This is a genomic window from Paramesorhizobium deserti (assembly GCF_001558695.1).
Taxonomy (GTDB): domain Bacteria; phylum Pseudomonadota; class Alphaproteobacteria; order Rhizobiales; family Rhizobiaceae; genus Paramesorhizobium; species Paramesorhizobium deserti.
Genome location: NZ_LNTU01000038.1, coordinates 139,213 through 160,457 on the forward strand (window position 1 = coordinate 139,213; position 21,245 = coordinate 160,457).

Consider the following 21,245-nt stretch of genomic DNA (forward strand, 5'->3'; position numbering starts at 1 on the left):
TCCGCAAGCTCGCAATATTGTACCATCATCGCAAGGTACAGTTTGCGGCTTTACCGATTAAATGTACCAGTCGAATTTCGGGGACAGTTGGAGTGCCGCGATGTCGGGCGAGGAGAGCAAGGCCGAACAGATCACGGCGCGCATTGCGCTTTCGATCGACGAAGGGGTGATGCCGAAAGGCACGCGGCTGCGCTCGCTCAGAGCCGCCGCCGCGACCTATGGCGTGTCGAAGAACACGGTCGTCGAGGCCTATGACCGGTTGATCGCGCGCGGTTATGTCGAGCCGCGCCACGGCGCCGGGTATTTCGTCACCGGCATCCGCCCGCGAACGGAAGACCCGGTCACGGCACGCCTGGTGGAGGCGGTCGATATCGCTACGCTGCTGCGCGAGCAGCTGGAGCACAGTTTCACGGTGAGGCTCGGCGAAGGACGCCCACCGGCGGAATGGGTGGAGCGGTCCGTGCTCAAGAGCCACATCCGCAACATCGCCAGCGGACAGCGCGGGCTCTTCGAGCATGCCTATGAGAGCCCGATCGGCTTCGAGCCGCTGCGCGAAACGCTGTCGCGCATGCTTGCCGAACGCTCCATCGCGGTCAGACCGGAACACATCCTCCTGACGCTCGGCGCCAACCACGCCTTCGACCTGATCATCCGGCAGTACCTGCGCGCCGGCGATGTGGTGCTCACCGACACCCCAGGCTACTATCCTCTCTTCGCCAAGCTCAAGCTCGCCGGCATCCGCATGGTCGGCGTCCAGCGTGGCGCCGAGGGGCCGGACCCCGACGATCTCGCCCGCAAGGCGCAGGCGAGCGGCGCACGCTTCTTCTTCACGCAATCGCTCGCTCATAATCCGACCGGAGGGTCGCTGACGCTCGGCCGCGCCCACGACATACTGAGGATCGCCGAGAACCTGGATTTCATGGTGGTGGAGGACGACGCCTTCGGCGACCTCATGCCGCCGAGTGCCGCCCGTCTTGCTGCCCTCGATCAGTTGCGGCGGGTCATCTATGTCGGCACTTTCGCCAAGATTCTGTCGGCGAGTCTGCGCGTCGGCTATGTCGCCGCCTCGCCGGAGATCATTGCTCATCTCGTCAACATGAAGATGCTGACCATCGTCAATTCCTCCGGCTATGTGGAGCGCATCGTCCATGCCGTCCTGAACGACGGCCATTACCGCCATCACCTCAAGCGGCTCAACGGACGGGTCAAGGAGGCACAGCTTTCCGCCGTCCGCATTCTGCGCAAGCTCGGCCTGCGGCCCGAGATCGAGGAGACCGACGGCTACTATATGTGGGTCGCGCTTCCGCAGGGCGTGGACGACATCGAACTGACGCGCCGCGCGGCGCGGGAGAGCATCTTCCTGGCGCCGGGTTCGGTGTTCGAGATCGGCGGCGGGTCCGGTGACCGTCGCTTCCTACGGCTTAACGTCGCATATGTTTCCGACACCCGCTTTCACGAATTCGTCCGCCGCGAACTCGCGTCCCCGTTTGGCGCACCGCCATAAGCAATCGGCACGCGCCGGCAATCACCTGCAGCCGATGAACGCCGCCACAGCCACGCGCTCAACTGACCGCTTTGGGGCAGTCGTCAGTACCGACTGCATCAATATGCCGTTTCTTTGAGAATCCACGATCTGAACGCGGCGATCTTCGGTTGGACGTGGCTCGACCCGGGATAGACGAGATAATAAGCGAATTCATCGAGGAGGACGGTATCTGCAAGTCGCACGAGGCGGCCCTCGTTGAGTTCAGTCTCAATCATCGCGGCGGGCAAAAGGCCTGCGCCTTGCCCACTCAGCACGGCTTTGAGGAGGAGACCCGAATCGTCGAACGACGGGCCACGAGGTACTGGGATGTTCTCAACGCCTTGCGTTTGGAACCAAAGATGCCACCCCTTTCGCTCGGCGTCGTGAATATGAGGCCAATGGATCAAGTCGGCAGCGGAGGCCTGCCTGCCTCTTTCGTCCACGAGCGATGGGGCCGCTACCGGCACGATTTCCACCACAAGGACCCGGTAGCTGTGGAGGCCCGGATATCGGCCGAGGCCATGGCGGATCGCCACGTCCACGCCATCTCGGGAGAAATCCGCAAGGGCACTGCTTGTGAGGACCCGCAGATCGATGTCTTGGTGATCATCCTGAAATCGCTTTAGGCGCGGGACGAGCCATGCTGCGGCGAAGAAGGGTGTGACACTGACGGTCAGAGTCGTGTCCGCCGCCGTCGCGACGCGCTGCGTCGCCTCGGCCACCTGCCTGAAGGCGTTGCGGATCGGCGGAAGGTAATTCTGCCCTGCTTCTGTTAGGAGAATGCCGCGATTGATGCGGTGAAACAACTTCGTCCCTAGATGCAGCTCCAGGGTTTTGAGCATCTGGCTGACCGCGCCTGGCGTCACGCACAACTCTGCGGCAGCGTTCTTCACCGACAAATGTCGGGCGGTGGCCTCAAAGGCGCGCAGTGCGTTGAGTGGAGGAAGCTTGCCCTCAATCATTTAGATTTCCTAATCCGAAAGGCGCAGAATATCTGGTTTGCACATAGAAGACATATGGACTTTGTTAGAGAAATGGCTCTTCTTCGTCAGGAAGTCAATTTAGCTCATCTAAATGTAATAGTAAAAGCTGATGTTGGTGACCGCATCCAACTGCGTCTGGATGAACCAAGCCGGATCCGAACAAGAGAGATTGACATGAACGTGCTGTCCGCCGCCCCTCACTACCTTGAACTCTCCGAACTTGCCGCGCGCCTGAAAGCGGGTACCGCGTCGCCGGTGGGCGTCACGCACACGCTGCTCGAACGTATCTCTCGGCTAGATCGTTCGCTGAATGCCTACGCTATCGTCACCGCGGATGATGCGTTGGCTCAGGCCGAGGTGGCGGAAGCGGAAATCAAGGATGGCCGCTATCGTGGGCCGTTGCACGGTGTGCCGGTTGCGGTGAAGGACCTGTGCTGGGTTGAAGGCCATCCGACAGCGGCTGGAATGTCGATACACCGGAATTTTCGTCCATCTGAAAACGCAACGGTGGTGCACCGCCTCAAGGAGGCCGGCGCTATCATCCTCGGCAAACTTCAGCTGACAGAAGGCGCCTATTCGGATCATCATCCGTCCATCACCCCGCCGAAGAACCCTTGGAACCTGGACTATTGGCCCGGCATCTCATCGAGCGGTGCGGGTGCAGCCACAGCTGCGGGCCTGTGCTACGGCGCGATCGCCTCCGATACCGGAGGATCGATCCGCTGGCCTTGTGGGGCGAACGGTCTTACCGGCCTCAAACCAACCTGGGGCCGCGTCAGTCGTCATGGTGTTTTCGAGCTTGCCGCGACTCTGGATCACGTCGGCCCGATGGCGCGTAGCGCGAGGGACTGCGCCCTGCTTCTGGCGGCAATTGCTGGCCCTGACCCGAAAGACCCAACGGCGCTGTTCGATCCCGTGCCCGACTATGCCGGTCTGGCCGATGAGGGTGTGAGCGGGCTGCGCATCGGCATTGACCCTGGCTGGAATGGCGACGATGTCGATCCAGGCGTTAAGACGATACTCTCCGAGGCGGCGGAAGTCTTTCGCTCGCTCGGTGCAACGATCGTGAAGGTTGCCTGTCCCGACGTGACGCAAGCAGTCGCCGACTGGACTCCCAATTGCGCGGTCGAGGCAGCGGTCGCCCACGAAGCGACCTACCTGCCGCGCAAATCGGAATATGGGCCGGTTCTGGCGTCGGTCGTGGAAGACGGCCGCGCACTCTCCGGTACTGATTACCAGAAAATCCTGATCCGGCGCTTGGAGCTGCGAGGCAGGATGGCCGCCTTGTTTGGCACCATCGACCTCCTGCTTACGCCGGTGCATCCCTTCGCTCCACTCAGTCTCGAGACGATAAAGACCCTCGGCACGCAGCCTGATCTCATCTTCAAGCTCCAGCGCTACACCTGCCCCTTCAACATGACCGGCAATCCTGCGATCACGCTGCCGGGCGGCTGTACCGACTCCGGGCTGCCGGTCGCTTTCCAGTTGGTGGCGGCGCATCTGGGCGAGCCGACGTTGCTTCGTGCCGGCACAGCTTTCCAGGACGCAACCGCCTGGCACTGCCGTCATCCGCGCGCCTGACGGATCTCCATCATGAGCAGCACGTCCGTCGACCCCGCTTCTGGCATTTTCTATGGCTGGTTCGTCGTTGCCGCCGCTTTCACCGTAACCCTGCTTGGTTTCGGCAGTGCCTACACCTTCAGCGCCTTCTTCGAATCGCTTCAACGGGAATTCTCGGCCTCAAGGGGCTCGACTTCGCTCGTGTTCTCGCTGGCCGGATTTCTGTATTTCGGCATTGGTGTGATCAGCGGGCCGTTCGCCGACCGGATTGGCTCACGCGCCCTGGCTGTCATCGGCATGGTCCTGCTCGGGGCGGGACTGGCCTTGGCGGGCGTGGCCCGCAGTTTGACGGAGGTTTACCTGGCATATGGTCTTGGAGTCGGGCTCGGCGTCGGGCTGTCCTATGTGCCGGTGCTCGGCACCGTGCAGCGGTGGTTTACGCGTCGTCGAGGCTTCGCATCGGGAATTGCCGTGAGCGGGATAGGTGTCGGAACACTCGTCATGCCGCCGCTCGCTTCCTGGCTGATCGACCTTTTGGATTGGCGCGCAAGCTACATTCTGCTTGGCGGCCTCGCCGCGACGATCGGCGCCGGCATGTCCTTCCTGATCATCGATGATCCTCGTGATCGCGGACTTGCTCCGGATGGCGATCCCATCGTATCCCGACAGGATCCGACCCCGCCACAGGGCGCGTCTATTGGCGAGGCGATCCGGTCGCCGCGTTTTATTGCGCTCTATGCCGCCTGTCTGTTCTGCTCGTTCGGGGTGTTTGTTCCGTTCGCCCATCTCGTGCCCTACGCCCTTGATCACGGCATTCCACAATCTTCCGCCGTATTGATCTTTGGAGCGATCGGTGTGGGCAGCACCGCGGGGCGCTTCCTGCTCGGGGGGGTGGCGGACCGGCTCGGGCGACAGGCGTCGCTATTAGTGATGTTCGTCGGCATGGCACTCGCCATGGGTGTTTGGGCGCTATCCACACAGGCGTGGCAACTCACCGTGTTCGCGCTGATGTATGGACTGTTCTATGGCGGTTGGGTGGCGTTACTCCCAGCCGTAGTGATGGACGATTTTGGCGGGCGAAACGTCAGCGGGATCATTGGGGTTCTTTATACCAGCGTCGCATTTGGAACCCTGGCTGGTCCGAGCGCTGCCGGTCTGGCATTTGATTTCACCCAAAGCTACACGCTGCCCGTCCTGGCAAGCGTGTGTGCCAACGTAGCAAGCGCCTGCATTGTTGCGGCTGCGTATCGTTCCAGCATGGTCGGAGGAAGAAGCCTTCGGACTCCCTTGCTATAGCCCGATGTGCAGACCAGCATGAGCAACAGGCGACATAAGTTTGATGAAACCTGGTTGGCCGTTTCCTCGACGTCTGGCGAGCAGGCTGACGGTACCGCTCAACGTTCCGGTGTGCGAAAATCCAGTATACCGTCGGGTCTATGGAGGTTCTGGCGGTATTTTTGACGCCATCACGCTGAAATCGTTCAATCGCGACTCGCCGGTTCTATTGTCGCTTTGATGGATGGATGGCGTATAAGCCTTTTTGCTTCCAAGTGAATGTGAAGGGTACCGACGAGATAAGATGCTTACCCTACGGCAGATCGAGGTCATCCGGGCCGTTATGGTTGCTGGCACCATCGCCGGCGCCGCGCGGCTCATGAATGTGGCGCAGCCAGGCGTCAGCCGGACGATGAAGCACATCGAAAGTTCTCTCGGTATCAAGCTCTTCATCCGCAAGGCGGGACGCTACGTTCCGACCCAGGAGGCGCGCGATATCTTCGCCCAGTTGCAGGATGTGCACAGGAAGGTCGAGGATCTGCAATTTTCGATCGGCCAGCTCGAGCGGGGCAGGGATGTCGAACTGGCGCTCGGGTCTGTCCCGAGCATCGCCAATGTGATGGTTCCGCGCGCGGTGGCGGCGGTGCGCCGGCGTTATCCCGATATCCTCGTGAATTTCGAGATACTGAAGATCGAGGAGGCGATCGACTATCTCATGCTGGCCAAGGGCGAGGTGGTGGTGATGAGCTATCATTTCGATCATCCTTCCATCACGTTCGAGCCCCTTGCCAAGGGCCGGCTCGTCTGCATTACCGCCAAGGACCATCCCCTGGCCGCAAGGAGCGTCATTTCGGCCCGGGAGATTGTCGAATATCCCCTCATCGGCATCGATCCGAGGGATCCTTATGGGGCGATCATGGCGGGAATATTCGAGCGGGAAAACCTCGAATACCGGATATCCATCCGGGCACGGTTCGGCACGACGGTCTGCGCGCTCGTCAAGCAGAATCTCGGCATCGCGGTTATCGATGCCTTCACCGTGGCCGATATGAGCGATCAGGGATTGGCGATCATCCCGATCAGCGATGAAACGAGCTTTCAGACCTATGTCGCCTACCGAGCCGACGCGGCGCTTTCGAGCTATGCGGAGACGTTCGTCGCACTGCTACGCCAAGTGATGAAGGATCATATCCACAAAGCCTTTGTTGACGTCCAAATATAACATAATGATATAATTGATCGAAATCTTGGTATTTGCGTTATGGTGTGATTTTTGACAGACAAAAGAAGACCTTGTCGCTAGAAGCTGGGAGAAGCGCATCCATTCCGGGAGGAATGGATGCGGGTTTCAAGGTCCATCGGCATTTCGATGTTAAAGGGAGGATTGAAGATGATTGGTAAGCTCATGGGAGCGGCTGCCGCTCTCGCGTTGCTCGTTGGGGTAGCCTCGGCGGGCGATTTCCCGGATCGGGATATACAGGGGATCATTCAATGGGGGGCGGGCGGAAGCACCGACCTCGTCATGCGATCCGTTTCACCCGAGGCCGAAAAAGTGCTCGGCCGCAGCATCATCATGACCAACAAGACGGGCGGCGTCGGCGCCATCGCCACCCAGTTCGTGGCAAGCCAGCCAGCGGATGGCTATACGCTTCTAATGAGCGCAGAAAATCCGCAGCTCTACAAGGTCATGGGTCTGTCCAACCTGGATTACGGCGATTTCTACCCGGTAAACGTGCTTGCGCGCGGCGTGCCGGTTCTCGTTGCCAACAACGATGCGCCGTTCAACACGATCAAGGAGCTCGTTGACTACGTTCAGGCCAACCCAGGAGCGGTCAGGATGGGTTCCACCGGTCCGGGCGGACTTCCCTCGGTCGTCGGCGGGATGCTGGCCGCTGAGACCGATTTCAAAGTTACCGCCGTACCCTTCGACGGTGATGGTCCGGCGCTGACTGCCATGCAGGGCGGAGCGGTCGATTTCATGCCCGCCGTGCTGGGCGTGGCGGCGGAACATGTGAAGGCCGGCCGCATCAAGGTGCTCGGCATCATTGACGAAGAGGCAAGCCCGATCCTGCCGGATGCGAAGCCGATCACGGCCGATTATCCCGAGTTCAAGAAATACCTGCCCTGGGGGCCGTTCTTTGGCGTCTTCGTCAAGCGCGATACGCCCGACGACGTGAAGGCCAAACTGGTGGAAGCCTTCAAAGCGGGCGCGGAGAAGGCCGATTTCCAGAAGCTTCTGAGCGACCGCGGCTATGTGCTGCTCAACATCTCCGGCGATGAGGCGGATGCATTCCTGCGAAAATGGCAGTCGACCACTGCGTGGGTCGTCTATGATGCGGGCATCGCGAAAAAGTCACCCGAGGAATTTGGTATCGCCAAGCCGTGACAGGCCCGATCGGCCCGGGCCTCCGGGCTGATCCACCTTGGCACGGCGGCACCCGCCGTGCCCATAAGGGCTGGAGGAGACAGACTATGAAAAATCAAAAGACGAGGCGGCCCGGCGAAGTCGTGTTCAATGCGGTTCTCTTCGCATTCAGCCTGTTCATATTCTGGCAGGCATATGGCATTTCCGGCTTTTCGTCCCTGAGTTCGGCGGGCACTTTCCCGCTGGCCATGAGCGGAATCATGATCGTGACGGCGGCGAGCGTATTGTTCCGCTCGATGCGGCTGTCCGTGCCCCAAGGCGGCTTCGCCGCCTTCCGGCGCGAGGTGCTGCCGCCCGTTGTCCTCATCTTCAGCCTTTTCATCCTGGCCTATTCCATGGCCATGAAATCGCTGGGCTTCCTCGCCGCCTCGTTCGTTTTCCTTCTTGCCTCTATCTGGTTTCTGGAGCGCGGCCGCTTTTCGCGTGCGCTCCTCCTTTCCATTGTCTCGATCGTCGGCGTCTATATCGTCTTCCGGCTGATCTTCCAGGTGGTGCTGCCGGAAGGGATCATCCCCGAACGGGCGATTGCGGCCGCCATCGGCGACTTCCTCAAAGGAGGCGCCAAACCATGATCGACGCGTTTTCCTATCTTTTCATGTCCTGGCTCCAGCCGGAGCTTCTGGCGCTAACCGCTATCGGAACTTGCGCGGGCATCTATATCGGGGCGATACCGGGGCTCTCCGTCACGATGGCCGTTTCCATCCTGATCTCGTTCACCTTCGGATGGCAGGTCAATCACGCGCTGGCGCTGATGAACGGCATCTTCATGGGCGGCGTCTATGGCGGCTCGCGCACCGCGATCCTGCTCAATATTCCGGGCGCTCCCGCCGCAATCGCGACTGCGCTCGACGGTTACCCGCTGGCAAAGAAGGGCGAGGCGGGAAATGCCATCGGTCTTTCGACCGTCATGTCGGTCCTTGGCGGGTTCATCGGCATCATCGTGTTGGCTTTGGCCGCCCCCACGGTGAGCGAGTTCGCGATCAAGTTTCAGCCGCGCGATTACATGCTGCTGGCGGTGATGGGCATCCTGCTGGTGGGGTCGCTCTCCGGAGAAAGCCTCGCCAAAGGCATCTTCGCCGGCGCGCTCGGCATGTTGCTCGGCACCGTCGGGCTCGATCCGATGACGGCGGAACAGCGCTTCACCTTCGGCTCGGTTGAGCTGATGAACGGCATTTCGCCGGTTGCCCTGATGATCGGCCTCTTCGGTGTGTCGGAGGCGCTGAACCAGCTTCATAGCTTGCATCTTCCGGCGATCCGGCAAAGGGTGGACAAAATCATTCCCTCGCTCGCCGACGTGAAGAAATACCTGCCCTTGAGCTTGCAAACATCCGCCATCGGCGTTTTTATCGGCGCTCTGCCCGGAACGGGCGGCGATATCGCCGCGCTGATGGCCTACGACCATGCCAAGCGAGTCACCAAGGAGCCGGAAGTGCCGTTCGGCGAAGGCGCCAAGGAAGGGCTCGTCGCGCCGGAAACGGCCAACAATGCCGCCGTGGGCGGCGCCTATATCCCGATGCTGACACTTGGCATTCCCGGTGACGCGGTGACGGCGATCATCATCGGCGCGCTTTTCATCCATGGGCTCAACCCCGGTCCGCTCTTGCTCGTGCAAAAGCCGGACATGTTCTGGTTCACGGTCGGCAATCTGACGCTCGCCAATATCTTCCTGCTGATCTTCGGCCTGACCGGCATCAGGATATTCACCAGGATCATCGAATGCCCGAAAGGCGTTCTCCTGCCGCTGATCCTGCTCCTGAGCGTGGTCGGCGCCTATTCGATCAACAATTCGGTGTCCGATGTCTGGTGGATGCTCGGTTTCGGCGTGCTCGGCTATTTCATGAAGTTCTACGGCTATCAGGTGGGCCCGGTCGTACTCGGTATCATCCTGAGCCGGCTGATGGACGACAATTGGCGCCGCGCGATCATTTCGGAGCGAGACAGTGTCAGCGACTTCTTCTTCAACATGCTGGCAAGCCCGCTCTCGGCCACGCTCTTTGCCGCTATCGTGCTGATCCTCATCAGCCAGACGCCGTTCTGGAAGAAGTTCCGGGCGGGAGGCTCAGCCGTGCCGAAAAACGGCTAGCAAAAAGGAACAGAGAAAATGCAGCGCTCCGCCATCCGCCTGGGACTGATCGGCGACAACATCGCCCGATCCCAATCGCCAAGGCTTCATGTGCTGGCGGGGCGGCTCTGCGGTCTCGATATCAGTTACGAACGGCTGATCCCCGCCGATATGGGCCGGGATTTCGATGCGGTCTTCGATCTTTGCGTCCGCGATGGTTTCCGGGGCATCAATATCACCTATCCCTATAAGGAGCGGGTCGTCTCGCGCCTAGCGGTCGACCAGCCGGCGATTGCCGCCATCGGCGCGTGCAATACCGTCGTCTTCGACGCCACGCCGCCGCACGGCTTCAATACGGACTATACGGGCTTCATGAGCGCTTATCGCGGGGCGTTCGGCAAGGCCGCGCCCGGCGCGGTGGCGATGGCCGGGGCGGGCGGCGTCGGCAAGGCCGTCGCCTTCGGGCTTGCCGGGCTCGGCTGCCCTCGGCTCGCCCTTTTCGACCGGGACCGGGAAAAGGCGCATTCGCTCAAGCAGTCGCTCGTTGAAGCCAGCTTGGCCGTCGAGGTAGAGATAGCGGGATCGATAGAGGAGGCCGTGGCGGGCGCTGATGGCCTCGTCAACTGCACGCCGCTCGGCATGGTCGGTTATCCCGGAAGCGCCATTCCGGCAAATCTGCTTGGACGGCAAAGCTGGGCCTTCGATGCCGTCTATACGCCGGTCGATACGCAGTTCCTCACCGATGCCCGCGCCGTCGGCCTTTCGGTTATCAGTGGTTACGAGTTATTCTTTCATCAGGGCGTCGATGCTTTCCGCTTCTTTACCGGCGCATCTGTCGATGCGGCGGCGTTGCGCAAGGCGCTGCTCGAGCCCCATGCGGGGCCGGAGGTGGCGGCATGAAAACCTCGATTGCCACCGTCTCGATCAGTGGCGATTTGAGCGAGAAGCTGGCGGCGATAGCCGCTGCCGGCTTCGATGGCATCGAGATTTTCGAGAACGATTTTCTGACCTTTGACGGTACGCCCCGCGAGGTCGGGCAGATGGTGCGCGATCATGGGCTCGAAATATCGCTTTACCAGCCATTCCGCGATTTCGAGGGGATGCCGGAGCCGCAGCGCGCCCGCGCCTTCGACCGGGCGGAACGCAAATTCGATCTGATGCAGGAACTCGGGGCGGAACTCGTCCTCGTCTGTTCCAATGTCTCGCCGCTTGCGCTGGGCGGTATCGACCGCGCCGCTGACGATTTTCGGGAACTGGGCGAGCGCGCGGCCAAGCGCGGCCTGCGAGTAGGCTTTGAGGCGCTGGCCTGGGGCCGTCACATCAACGACCATCGCGACGCCTGGGAGATCGTCCGGCGCGCGGATCATCCGAGCATTGGTCTCATTCTCGACAGTTTTCACACGCTCGCCCGCAAGGTCGATGTCGACACCATCCGGGCGATCCCCGGCGACCGCATCTTTTTCGTGCAGCTTGCCGACGCGCCGCTGATCGACATGGACCTGCTCTACTGGAGCAGGCACTTCCGCAACATGCCGGGCGAGGGCGACCTCCCGGTGATTGATTTCATGCGCGCCGTCGCTGCGACGGGCTATGACCGTGTGCTGTCACTCGAAATTTTCAACGACCAGTTCAGGGGCGGATCGCCGAAGCTCATTTCGGTCGATGGCTATCGCTCGCTCGTCTACCTCGCCGATCAGGTGCGGCGCCTCGAACCGGCGACCGCGTTCGACGTTCCCGACATGCCGGATCGGGTCGCGGTTTCCGGCATCGAATTCGTCGAGTTCGCTGCCGACGAGAGGGAAGCGGACGAACTCGGCACGCTGTTGCACACCATGGGTTTCGAACGCGCGGGTGAACACATTCACAAGGACGTGGCGCTCTGGCGCCAGGGCGGCATCAACATCGTGCTCAACACCGAGCGGGAGGGGTTTGCTCATTCCTCCTATCTCGTCCACGGCACGAGCGTCTGCGACATCGGCCTCAAGGTGGACGATGCCGCTGCGACGGTAGCGCGGGCGCGGGTGCTGGGCGCTGAGCCTTTCGAGCAGGCGGTCGGGCCGGGCGAACTGAAGATACCGGCGATCCGCGGTGTCGGCGGCGGCGTCATGCATTTCATCGATGCCGGGAGCGAACTGGCGCGGGTCTGGGACATCGAGTTTCGCGCCGCGACCGACAGGGAGGCACCGATCTCTTGCGGGTTGACGCGGATCGACCACATCGCCCAGACCATGCGCTACGAGGAGATGCTGACATGGCTCCTCTTCTACACCTCGATCTTCGCGACGCATAAGACGCCGATGGTTGATGTCATCGATCCGGCGGGACTTGTCCGCAGCCAGGTCATCGAAAACGACAGCGGCTCGCTCCGCATCACCTTGAACGGCGCCGAAAACCGCCGGACGCTGGCTGGCCACTTCCTTGCCGAGAATTTCGGCTCCGCCGTGCAGCATATCGCATTTGCTACCGACGATATCTTTTCCACGGCGGCGGCATTGAAACAGAACGGCTTTTTGCCGCTTGTCATATCCCCGAACTATTATGAGGATCTCGACGCCCGCTTCGACCTTGACGACGCTCTCATGGAGCGCCTGCGCGCCGATCATATCCTTTACGACCGCGACGAGCACGGCGAATATTTCCAGCTATTCAGCCGCAACTATGGCGAGGGCTTCTTTTTCGAGATCGTCGAGCGGCGCAGCTACAAGGGATACGGCGCCACGAACGCACAATTCCGCATCGCTGCCCAGAAGCGACATATGCGTCCGAAGGGTATGCCGCGCATTTGAAAACGCCGAGGGACGTTTGTGGAAGGGTCCGGTGAGCGTTATGTGCTCCCATTCGAGCGATGAGACGTGAGGCCCGAGGTCAATCTGTTCGCCGTTTGCGATTTGCTCGGCGACGATTTCGCCGAGCTCCCATGTGTTCCGATAAATGATGACGACGGTGAGGAGGTTGAGGCCAGCAATTCGGTGTTGCTGTCCCTCGGAGACCCGTCTCGGATTTCGCCGCCCCCCGGATTGTTCAATAATATGGCTTGATGATTCAATTGTCAGTCGCAAGCAAAGCATTCAGAGGATGCGCGAATCCATTGAATGGATGGAAAATGTCACGGAGATCGTGACACGTAAAATGCAAAGAAATTTCTTCTAAGAATATTCGGCTTTCATCACCATGATATTGGAAAAAATTCTCGTATGGCAGTAGAGATAGATATGTACTTCAGAATATTATTCTCGTGCGTTGCGATAGTTATATTTAGCGTCCACACGGATGCGACTGTCAGGATGGCTGACGCCCAGCCGAAACCATCTTCCTCAATTCTCATCGCTCACCCAAAGCAGGAACGGTACGTCCTGAATACAGCTGAAAAACAGCGCGTCAAAAAAGGCGTTCTCGGATGGCTAAAGCATCCAGAAACTGCGCGGTTTCGCCAAATTACAGCTGTAAAGGGACAGAGGAGTGTCACGGTCTGCGGATATGTAACTGCGAAGAACCTCTCCAATACATTTGAAGGGCATATCGAAAATAAAGGGTATGTCCTGTTTATAGGGACTCTCTTTAGCCGAGGATTTGTGATGACAGGGGTGGCACTTGGAGACCAGGCGAAGGTGGTGACGCGGACTTGCAACGAAGACGTCTTTGAATAGCCCGAGGACCGCGGTCGCTAAAGGATTGGCGCTTTGCTGCATCATAATCAGTCAGATCAACGCGAAAAATACCCCGGCGCCATGAACGCAGCCGGGGCAAATTAAGTGTCTGTGTGTGGCGGGTCTATACTCGATACGAATCCCTTTCATGCGGCCACGATTTGAGGGAATGCCGGTAGACCACTGGGCCAGATCGCCCCTTTCGCTCTATGGCTGGCAGCTAACGCTCCCCAGTATCACCGCATCCGTTCAGAGCGGGATCAAGGTGAAGCGGGCATGAAACCCTACCGGATTGCTGCCCTGCTGATCTGTCTGGCGCTTATGGCGACCGCGGCACCTTGGCTCGGGACTATTCCCACGGTGAGGCCAGCGAAAGAATAATCGGACCAATAGCTTTTGATCAGATCGTCTTATTGCCATTTGTTACTATTTGAAAGACTTTCACCGTTTCTTGAGAATGGACGAACGTATCAAAACGGTGCAGATTAAACCCACTGATGTTCCATCCCATCAGTTATGAGGCCCGGCCCCACCCGCACGCTACCTCTGCCGGGCCTCTACTGCCCTTGATATCCAGATGCCCCGGACAACCCGGATTATTGGGCCCCGCAAACGACCTCAGTGCAATCCGCCGACGCCTAGCAGTTCCTCCACGGTTTGATGGTTCTCGCCGAGCTCACCCGACGTACCGGACCATGCCACGCGCCCGCGCTCCAGGATGAGCACGGCGTCGGCAAAATCGAGGGCGCTCTGGATGCGTTGCTCGACCAGCACGATCGTCACGCCGCCCGTCTTCGCCAGTTCTGAGAAAGCGGCCATCAGTTCTTCGCAGATGACCGGCGCGAGTCCTTCGAGCGGCTCGTCGAGCAGGAGCACACTCGGCTTGCCGAGAATGGTGCGGGCGGTCGAAAGCATCTGCTGCTCGCCGCCGGAAAGCTGAGAGCCGAGATTCCTGCGCCTTTCGAAGAGTCGCGGAAACATATCGTAGGCTTCCCGCAGGGCACTGCGCGGTCTGCCTTTCAGCCCGACGAAGAGATTTTCTTCCACGGTAAGCGTCGGGAAGATATCGCGCGTCTGTGGCACATAGCCGAGGCCGCAATGCGCGCGGGGGGCACTCTGCAGGTTGGCTATGTCGGTGGCGCCGATCCTGATCGCGCCGTGATAACGGCGCGTCTGGCCGGCGAGCGTTGCAAGGAGCGTTGTCTTGCCCATGCCATTGCGGCCGAGCACGGCAAGCCGCGAGCCCGCCGGGACGGAAAAGGAGACATTCTCCAGAATCCGCATCGGGCCGTAGCCGGCGGAGAGATTTTCGACCTCAAGCGACGCTGCTGACATAGGCATAGCTCCCCAGATAGGCTTCGCGCACCCGCGCATCCTTTGTCACTTCGGCGGGCGAGCCGTCGAAGATGATCTCGCCCGCGGCAAGCACGATAACGCGCCTTGCGAAGCGGAAGACGAGATCCATGTCATGCTCGATCATCAGCACGGCGAGATCGGCGGGCAATTCGGCGAGCGCCTGCTCAATGCGGCCGGTGTCGCTCTGCGGCACGCCCGCCGCGGGCTCATCGAGCAAGAGCACTTTCGGCCGGAGCGCCAGTGCGATCGCGATTTCCAGAAGGCGCTGCTGGCCATAGGCGATCCGGCTGACCTTGCTTGAGGCAAAGTCATGCAGGCCGAGCTTGGATAGAAGTTCGCCCGTCTCTGCCGTAACATCGGGCATATGGCTGAAATGGCCAAGCATCTGCGTGGACCGGCCGTCCCGTTGCAGGATGGCGAGCGCGACATGTTCTGCCGGCGTCATATCCTGGAAAAGCCGCGTGACCTGGAAGGAGCGCACCAGCCCCTTGCGCACCCGCCGCATGGGGTTGAGGCCGGTGATCGTCTCGCCGCCGAGCCGGACCATGCCGGAATCGGGCCGAAGATTGCCGGTCACCAGGTTGACGAAGGTGGTCTTTCCGGCGCCGTTCGGGCCGATCAACGCGACGCGGTCGCCCGGATTGAGCGAAAGCGACACATTGTTGGTGACGGCAAGACCGCCGAAAGCCTTCTTCAGATTGCAGACTTCGAGGATGGACGTCATCGGCGTGCCTCCTGTCTCCGTTCGAGGAAGGCGCTGGCCGTGCCGTAGAGGCCGCGCGGGGCGAAGAGGACCACGAGGATGAGAAGGGCGCCGACGATGGTCAGCCAATGGAATGGATTGGCGGCGGAGACGATATCCTCGAACCACAGGAACGAAACGGTGCCGATCAGCGCCCCATAGAGAGACCCGGTTCCGCCGAGAACCAGCATGACCAGCGCTTCCGCCGAAAGAGTGAAGCTCAGGCTGTCGAGGCCGACGACCTGTGTCGAGATCGCATTGAGCGCGCCACCGACACCGGCAACCGCGCCGGAGATCGCATACATCCGCATGATCGTTCCATGAACCGAGGCACCCATGGCGCGGATGCGTATCGGGTCTTCCTTGATGCCGCGGCACAACATGCCGAAGGGGGAGCGCACGACCAGCCGAAGCACAATCAGGACGACGAGCAGAAGCACGACGCCGAAGACATAGGCTGTGCGGCTCCAGAGATCGAATTCAAAGAGGCCGAGGAGCGGATCGGGCGCAATGGAGGCCAGCCCGTCGCTGCCGCCCGTCCAGGACGAGGCCTTGTTCGCGGCTTCATGAAAGAGGTGGACGATGGCAATCGAAAGCACCAGTTGCGGCAGTCCGTGGGCGCGCAGCACGATGACGCCCGACAGGAGCCCTGCGGCGGTGCCGGCAAGAATGCCCACCGCCATCATGGCGAGCGGATCGGTGATGCCGAAATGGACCGCCGCCATGCCCGCTGCATAGGCGCCCGCGCCGTAAAGCGCCGCATGGCCAAGCGTCGCCACACCGCAATAGCCCGTCACCAGATCGAGCGAGAGGACGAGAAGGGCGATGGAGATGATGCGGGTGAGAAGCGCCAAGTTATTCGGGAAAAGGAAATAGCCGGCGATTGCAGCGGCGATGACGATGGCGACACCCAGGAGATCGCTTCCGGCGAGCCTCACGCGCGCGGGTTTGCCGGCAATGGCATTTTCATTCATAAGCGCAGCCATTTATTTCGCCCTTCCCGCGAGACCGCGCGGGAAGACGCAGACGATCGCAATGACGGCCAGATAGAAGAAGAATTCGCCGAATTCCGGCATCAGGTAGCGGCCCGTCGTATCGATGCCGCCGAGCAGCAGGCAGGCGAGAAGCGCACCGGGAATGGAGCCGGCACCGCCGATCGAAACGACGACGAGGAACGTCACCATATAACGGAGCGCGTAATAGGGCTCGACCGGCAAAAGCTCGGCGCCGACCACGCCGCCGAAGGCCGCGAGCCCGATCGCGATGGCGAAACTGACCGCATAGACGATCTGCGTCCGTACACCCAGCGCCGCGGCCATCGCGGCATTGTCGACGGACGCGCGTAATTTAACGCCAAAGGCGGTCTTCTCGATGAGATACCAAAGTGCGCCCGCCACCACGAGGCCGCAGAGGATGGCGAAGAGCCGGTGCGTGGCGACAGCACGAAAGCCGAGATTGATCGAGCCTTGCAGTTCCGGCGGCAGCGGTATGGTCTTCAGCGTTGGCCCGAAGACGAAATTGGCGATGCCGATGATGCAAAATGTGATGCCGATGGTCATCAGCACCTGCGTCAGCTCCGGCGCGCCATAGATGCGCCGATAGAGCAGGCGTTCGATAGGGATGGCGATGAGGATTGTGCCGAAGACCGCGATCAGCACCGCCACGCCATAGCCGACACCTAAGTCACGGGCCGCGTAGGAAGCGATGTAGCCGCCGATCATGGCAAAGGCGCCGTGGGCCAGATTGACCACACGCATGAGGCCCATCGTCACCGATAGGCCGATGGAGATAACGAACAGCACCATGCCGTAGGCAAGGGCATCGACTGCAATGCTCAGCACGGTTTGCATGAAATAATCCCACATTGGTCGGGAACGGGTCAGCCACGGCGGCCCGTTCCCGGTATTCTTCGGTGTCCGGATTAGTTCGCGGCGGCAAGGCCGGGATCGCCCTGCTTCTCGAAGGTCTGGATCTCCTTGTTGTAATAGGTCCCGTCGTCGCTCTTCGCGACCTCACGCAGATAGATGTTCTCGGTAATGTGCCGACTTTCGGGATCGATTTCCACCGGACCGCGCGGGCTTTCCCAGGCGAGCCCCTTGACCGCATCAACAGCCTTTTGCGCGTCCTGTTCGCCGTCGGTCGCCTCGATCATCTTGTAGATGACGTGCATGCCGTCGAAGGCGCCCACCGCCGGGAAGGAGAGTTCGGCGGGGTTGCCGATCGCCCTGCTGGCGGCTTCCACGAAGGCTTTGTTTTCCGGCGAATCGTGGGCGACCGAGTAATGGAAAGTGGTGAGGATACCGAGTGCTGTGTCACCCAGCGCCGGCAGGTCGGATTCCTGTGTCAGATCGCCCGGCGCGAAGAACTGGATGCCGGCTTCCTTCAGGCCGTTCTGGTTATAGGCTTTGACGAAGCCCAACGTCGTCGGTCCCGACGGCAGGAAGGCAAAGACGGCCTGCGCCCCAGAATCCCGGATGCGCTGCATGATCGGGCTGAAATCATTGGTGGAAAGCGGCATACGGATCGCTTCGACGACCGTTCCGCCCGCCGCCGTGAAAGCCGCCTTGAAGGCGTTTTCGGCATCGACGCCGGGACCATAGTCGCTGACGACCGACATGACCTTGTCGACGCCCTTGTCGCGCGCGACCTGGGCGATCGGTGTTGAGGTTTGCCACAGCGTGAACGACGTCCTTACGACGAACGGGCTTTTCGTCACGATTGCCGAGGTGGCGGCATTCATGATGACCATGGGTACGTTGCCCTGCGTCAGAAGCGGGGTCACGGCCATCGCGTCGGGCGTGAAGTAGAAGCCCGTCAGATATTGCACGCCTTCCTTGATGATGAGTTCCTGCGCCAGCGCTTTCGACTGGGCGGGATCGGGCGCTGGAACGTCGCGGTAGATGATTTCCACCTTATCGTCGCCGACCGTGTCGCCGTGCATCGCCATATAGGCGTCGATCCCGGCCTTGAAATTCTTGCCTTGCAACGCGAACGGCCCCGAAAACGGGCCGATCACACCTACCTTGATCGTGTCGGCATGGGCCATGCCGCCAAGGCTGACAGCCGCCAGCGCGGCCATGATAATCCGTCTCATATTTCCTCCCCCGGTCGCTCGTTGCTCTCAACCGGTTTTCTTGTTCCAGAACCTCTATTCCAGTTTGCCATGCGGAACGGTGATGTAAAATGAAATAAACGGCTCAACGCATAATGCAGGGGTTATGTAATCATTCGATTGGCGGCTGTCCGAGGCGGCGAATGCTGCGGGCCAGCTCGCCGGCCAGATGGAGGGCCGCCGCCGTCGCTCCGACCATCTGCGGCAGGATCAGCCATTCGAGGGTCCAGGCGGCGCCGGAACGTTCCTGTTCGTGAACGAGCGCCTGATGCATGCCCGAAACCTGCACGGCATTGAAGCGGGCGAGCGCTACGAGCGTTTCCGCCGCAATCGGGTTCTGCTTGTGCGGCATGGCGGACGAGCCGCCGCCGCCCGCTAGTTCGATCTCTCCGCCCGTTTCTGTGAGGAGGGCGACGTCCTGCCCGAATTTGCCGAGACTGCCGGTGATCGATGCAAGACGATGGGCGATTTCGACCGTGCGGCTCCTCTGGGAATGCCATTGCGGCGCGTCGGCGAGCCCAAGTTCCTGGGCAAGCGTTGCACGAACCGCCTCGGCCCGTTCGCCAAGCTTCTCGAGCGTTCCCGCCGCGCCGCCGAACTGCACCGTAAGAAACTCCTTATCCGTTCTTCCCAAATGGTCCAGATAAGTTATGAGCGGATCACGCCATGACCGCAGCCGGTCGTGGACACTGATCGGGATCGCCGGCTGCATTCGTGTGTAGCCCATCAGCCGGTTGCCGCCAAAGTCCTTTTCAAGCGAACCCATGACATCGATGATTGCCGAAAGCCGCGCGACGAAGAGATGGAAAACCGCCTTCAGCCGCAGCATCAGGCTGGTATCGACGGCATCCTGGCTCGTCGCGCCGAAATGGACGTACGGTGCGGCATCGCCGCCCACCGCCCCGCGCAATTGCTGAACGAGCTCTGGAACGATCACGCCGTCCCGCGCGACCGCCGATTTCAAGGCCGGGGTATGGGGGGGAAACTTCGCGCAGATTTCGCCGATCAGCGCCGCCGCCTGTTCCGGGATGACGCCGTGGCGCGCCTCGGCTTTTGCCAACGCCGCCTCGAAGACGAGGATGGCGCGCAAATCCGCTTGTGCCGAGAAATGAGCGGCGATTTCCTCGTCACCCATCAGGCCGGAAAAGAGCGGATGTTCAAAAAGCGAATAGCTCATGAGGTCGGCTAAATATCGACAAAGACCGTTTCCTGCTCGCCCTGCAGGTGAATATCGAAAGTATAGGCCGGGCTCTCGCCCGAGGCAATCAGCGTGGCGACGCGCTGCCGGTGCTCGATGCGCGAAAGGAGCGGGTCTTCCGCATTGGCCTCGCCCTCGTCGGGAAAATACATGCGGGTGTGGAGGCCGATATTGATGCCGCGCGCCGCGATCCAGAAGGTGATATGCGGCGCCATCCGCCGCCCGTCCTTGAAGGGCACGCGACCCGGCTTCACCGTCTCGAAGACGAATTCACCGGTCTTGGCATCGGTGGCGCGGCGTCCCCATCCGGTGAAGTTGGGATCGGCCGTGCCGCGCAGCTCCGACGGGCTGTTATAAAGGCCGGCGCTGTCGGCCTGCCAGATTTCCACCACCGCGTCCTTGAGCGGCGTACCGGCGCCGTCGATGACCCGGCCACGCACCGTGATACGTTCGCCCTTCGTCTTGTCGTTGACCATCGCTGCGCCAAGGTCGCCCGCATAGACGCCGGGAATATCCGCGAGGTTCGGTATCAGGCCGATATGGACATAAGGGCCGGCCGTCTGCGAAGGAGTTTCCTTGAGATAACCGAGATCCTGAACCATCAGTTGCCCTCCCTCCGGTTTTCGAAGAATGTCGAGCGACGCCCGCGCAACACGATGTCGAACTTGTAGGCGCGCGCGTCCATGGGGATCGCGTTCGCCATGTCGAGCGGGGCGATGAGCTGTTCGACGGCGCGCTTGTCGGCAATGGTATTGACGATCGGGCATTTCCAGATCAGCGGATCGCCCTCGAAATACATCTGCGTGATGAGCCGCTGCGCGAACCCATGACCGAAGACCGAAAAATGAATGTGCGCGGGGCGCCAGTCGTTGACGCCGTTCGGCCAAGGATAGGGGCCGGGCTTGACGGTGCGGAAGCGGTAATATCCATCCTCGTCGGTGATCGTCCTGCCGCAACCGCCGAAATTGGGGTCGAGCGGCGCCAGATAGCTTTCCTTCTTGTGGCGGTAGCGCCCGCCGGCATTGGCCTGCCAGAATTCGAGCAGCACGCCGGACATCGCGCGGCCGCGCTCGTCCATCACCCGGCCATGGACGATGATCCGTTCGCCGATGGCGGATTCGCCGGGCTTGGCGAAATTGTGGATAAGGTCGTTGTCGAGTTCGCCGAGCATGGACTGGCTGAAGACCGGCCCGGTGATCTCCGACAGTGTTCCGTCCATCGACAGAAGCGCTTTTTGTGGCGACCGCAATATGGTCGTCTTGTAGCCCAGCGCCAGCGCCGGCGGATGCCAATCGCGGTCGCGCGGGAAAAAGGCGCCGGTTTCCGGCTTTTTGTTCGGAATGGTCGACATATCCCCTCC

The 21,245-nt window shown here is 60.9% G+C and carries 19 protein-coding genes and 1 pseudogene; 10 read left to right on the plus strand and 10 right to left on the minus strand.

The window, feature by feature from the left end; all coding sequences use genetic code 11:
- Positions 1-100 precede the first annotated feature (100 nt).
- On the plus strand, positions 101-1,504 hold the full coding sequence (locus ATN84_RS21670; protein WP_068884588.1) for an aminotransferase-like domain-containing protein: 1,404 nt from the start codon (positions 101-103) through the stop codon (positions 1,502-1,504).
- 98 nt (positions 1,505-1,602) lie between these two features.
- Here the strand turns inward: ATN84_RS21670 and gcvA are convergent, their stop codons facing one another.
- Complete coding sequence (gcvA, locus tag ATN84_RS21675) at positions 1,603-2,487, minus strand: transcriptional regulator GcvA (RefSeq protein ID WP_068884589.1); 885 nt, start codon at positions 2,485-2,487, stop codon at positions 1,603-1,605.
- 195 nt (positions 2,488-2,682) lie between these two features.
- Here gcvA and ATN84_RS21680 point away from each other — a divergent pair, with 195 nt between their 5' ends.
- The 8 genes from ATN84_RS21680 to ATN84_RS21715 all read left to right on the plus strand — a co-directional run bounded on the left by ATN84_RS21680 (position 2,683) and on the right by ATN84_RS21715 (position 12,616).
- Complete coding sequence (locus tag ATN84_RS21680; RefSeq protein WP_068884590.1) at positions 2,683-4,089, plus strand: amidase; 1,407 nt, start codon at positions 2,683-2,685, stop codon at positions 4,087-4,089.
- A gap of 12 nt (positions 4,090-4,101) precedes the next feature.
- Positions 4,102-5,364, plus strand: a complete 1,263-nt coding sequence (locus ATN84_RS21685; RefSeq protein WP_068884591.1) for an MFS transporter — start codon at positions 4,102-4,104, stop codon at positions 5,362-5,364.
- A 283-nt stretch (positions 5,365-5,647) separates the two neighbouring features.
- Positions 5,648-6,565, plus strand: coding sequence for a LysR family transcriptional regulator (locus tag ATN84_RS21690; RefSeq protein ID WP_068884592.1), 918 nt, complete (start codon positions 5,648-5,650; stop codon positions 6,563-6,565).
- A gap of 168 nt (positions 6,566-6,733) precedes the next feature.
- Positions 6,734-7,729 carry a tripartite tricarboxylate transporter substrate binding protein gene (locus ATN84_RS21695; protein ID WP_068884593.1) on the plus strand — a complete coding sequence of 332 codons (996 nt, stop codon included), beginning with the start codon at positions 6,734-6,736 and terminating at the stop codon, positions 7,727-7,729.
- Between the two features lie 86 nt (positions 7,730-7,815).
- Positions 7,816-8,340, plus strand: a complete 525-nt coding sequence (locus ATN84_RS21700; RefSeq protein ID WP_068884594.1) for a tripartite tricarboxylate transporter TctB family protein — start codon at positions 7,816-7,818, stop codon at positions 8,338-8,340.
- Complete coding sequence (locus ATN84_RS21705; protein WP_068884595.1) at positions 8,337-9,851, plus strand: tripartite tricarboxylate transporter permease; 1,515 nt, start codon at positions 8,337-8,339, stop codon at positions 9,849-9,851. Before ATN84_RS21700 ends, ATN84_RS21705 begins: the two co-directional genes overlap by 4 nt.
- An 18-nt stretch (positions 9,852-9,869) precedes the next feature.
- Positions 9,870-10,730: a shikimate dehydrogenase family protein gene (locus tag ATN84_RS21710; RefSeq protein WP_068884596.1), complete on the plus strand. Its 861-nt coding sequence runs from the start codon at positions 9,870-9,872 to the stop codon at positions 10,728-10,730.
- A complete protein-coding gene (locus tag ATN84_RS21715; RefSeq protein ID WP_068884597.1) occupies positions 10,727-12,616 on the plus strand; it encodes a bifunctional sugar phosphate isomerase/epimerase/4-hydroxyphenylpyruvate dioxygenase family protein in 1,890 nt (629 codons plus the stop codon). The genes ATN84_RS21710 and ATN84_RS21715 overlap by 4 nt, the downstream gene beginning before the upstream one ends.
- Positions 12,617-12,649: 33 nt before the next feature.
- On the opposite strand, the pseudogene ATN84_RS28180 reads toward ATN84_RS21715, so the two are convergent.
- Positions 12,650-12,898, minus strand: a pseudogene (locus ATN84_RS28180) (Tn3 family transposase); the annotation flags it as partial.
- Positions 12,899-13,114: 216 nt separating this feature from the next.
- On the opposite strand from ATN84_RS28180, the gene ATN84_RS21720 reads away from it, so the two are divergent.
- Positions 13,115-13,477: a hypothetical protein gene (locus ATN84_RS21720; RefSeq protein ID WP_153020337.1), complete on the plus strand. Its 363-nt coding sequence runs from the start codon at positions 13,115-13,117 to the stop codon at positions 13,475-13,477.
- Positions 13,478-14,095: 618 nt separating this feature from the next.
- Here the strand turns inward: ATN84_RS21720 and ATN84_RS21725 are convergent.
- The 8 genes from ATN84_RS21725 to pcaH all read right to left on the minus strand — a co-directional run bounded on the left by ATN84_RS21725 (position 14,096) and on the right by pcaH (position 21,236).
- Positions 14,096-14,812, minus strand: coding sequence for an ABC transporter ATP-binding protein (locus ATN84_RS21725; RefSeq protein ID WP_068884599.1), 717 nt, complete (start codon positions 14,810-14,812; stop codon positions 14,096-14,098).
- Entirely contained in the window at positions 14,793-15,557 is a 765-nt protein-coding gene (locus ATN84_RS21730; RefSeq protein ID WP_068884600.1) for an ABC transporter ATP-binding protein, read from the minus strand. The genes ATN84_RS21725 and ATN84_RS21730 overlap by 20 nt, the downstream gene beginning before the upstream one ends.
- A complete protein-coding gene (locus ATN84_RS21735; protein ID WP_068884601.1) occupies positions 15,554-16,561 on the minus strand; it encodes a branched-chain amino acid ABC transporter permease in 1,008 nt (335 codons plus the stop codon). The genes ATN84_RS21730 and ATN84_RS21735 overlap by 4 nt, the downstream gene beginning before the upstream one ends.
- A complete protein-coding gene (locus ATN84_RS21740; protein ID WP_068884761.1) occupies positions 16,562-17,425 on the minus strand; it encodes a branched-chain amino acid ABC transporter permease in 864 nt (287 codons plus the stop codon).
- 71 nt (positions 17,426-17,496) lie between these two features.
- The gene (locus ATN84_RS21745) at positions 17,497-18,669 is read right to left on the minus strand and encodes an ABC transporter substrate-binding protein (protein ID WP_068884602.1); all 1,173 of its coding nucleotides are present in this window, start codon (positions 18,667-18,669) and stop codon (positions 17,497-17,499) included.
- 130 nt (positions 18,670-18,799) lie between these two features.
- The gene (locus tag ATN84_RS21750) at positions 18,800-19,864 is read right to left on the minus strand and encodes a 3-carboxy-cis,cis-muconate cycloisomerase (protein WP_068884603.1); all 1,065 of its coding nucleotides are present in this window, start codon (positions 19,862-19,864) and stop codon (positions 18,800-18,802) included.
- An 8-nt stretch (positions 19,865-19,872) separates the two neighbouring features.
- On the minus strand, positions 19,873-20,487 hold the full coding sequence (pcaG, locus tag ATN84_RS21755) for a protocatechuate 3,4-dioxygenase subunit alpha (protein WP_068884604.1): 615 nt from the start codon (positions 20,485-20,487) through the stop codon (positions 19,873-19,875).
- On the minus strand, positions 20,487-21,236 hold the full coding sequence (gene pcaH / locus ATN84_RS21760) for a protocatechuate 3,4-dioxygenase subunit beta (protein ID WP_068884605.1): 750 nt from the start codon (positions 21,234-21,236) through the stop codon (positions 20,487-20,489). The genes pcaG and pcaH overlap by 1 nt, the downstream gene beginning before the upstream one ends.
- Positions 21,237-21,245: the final 9 nt, after the last annotated feature.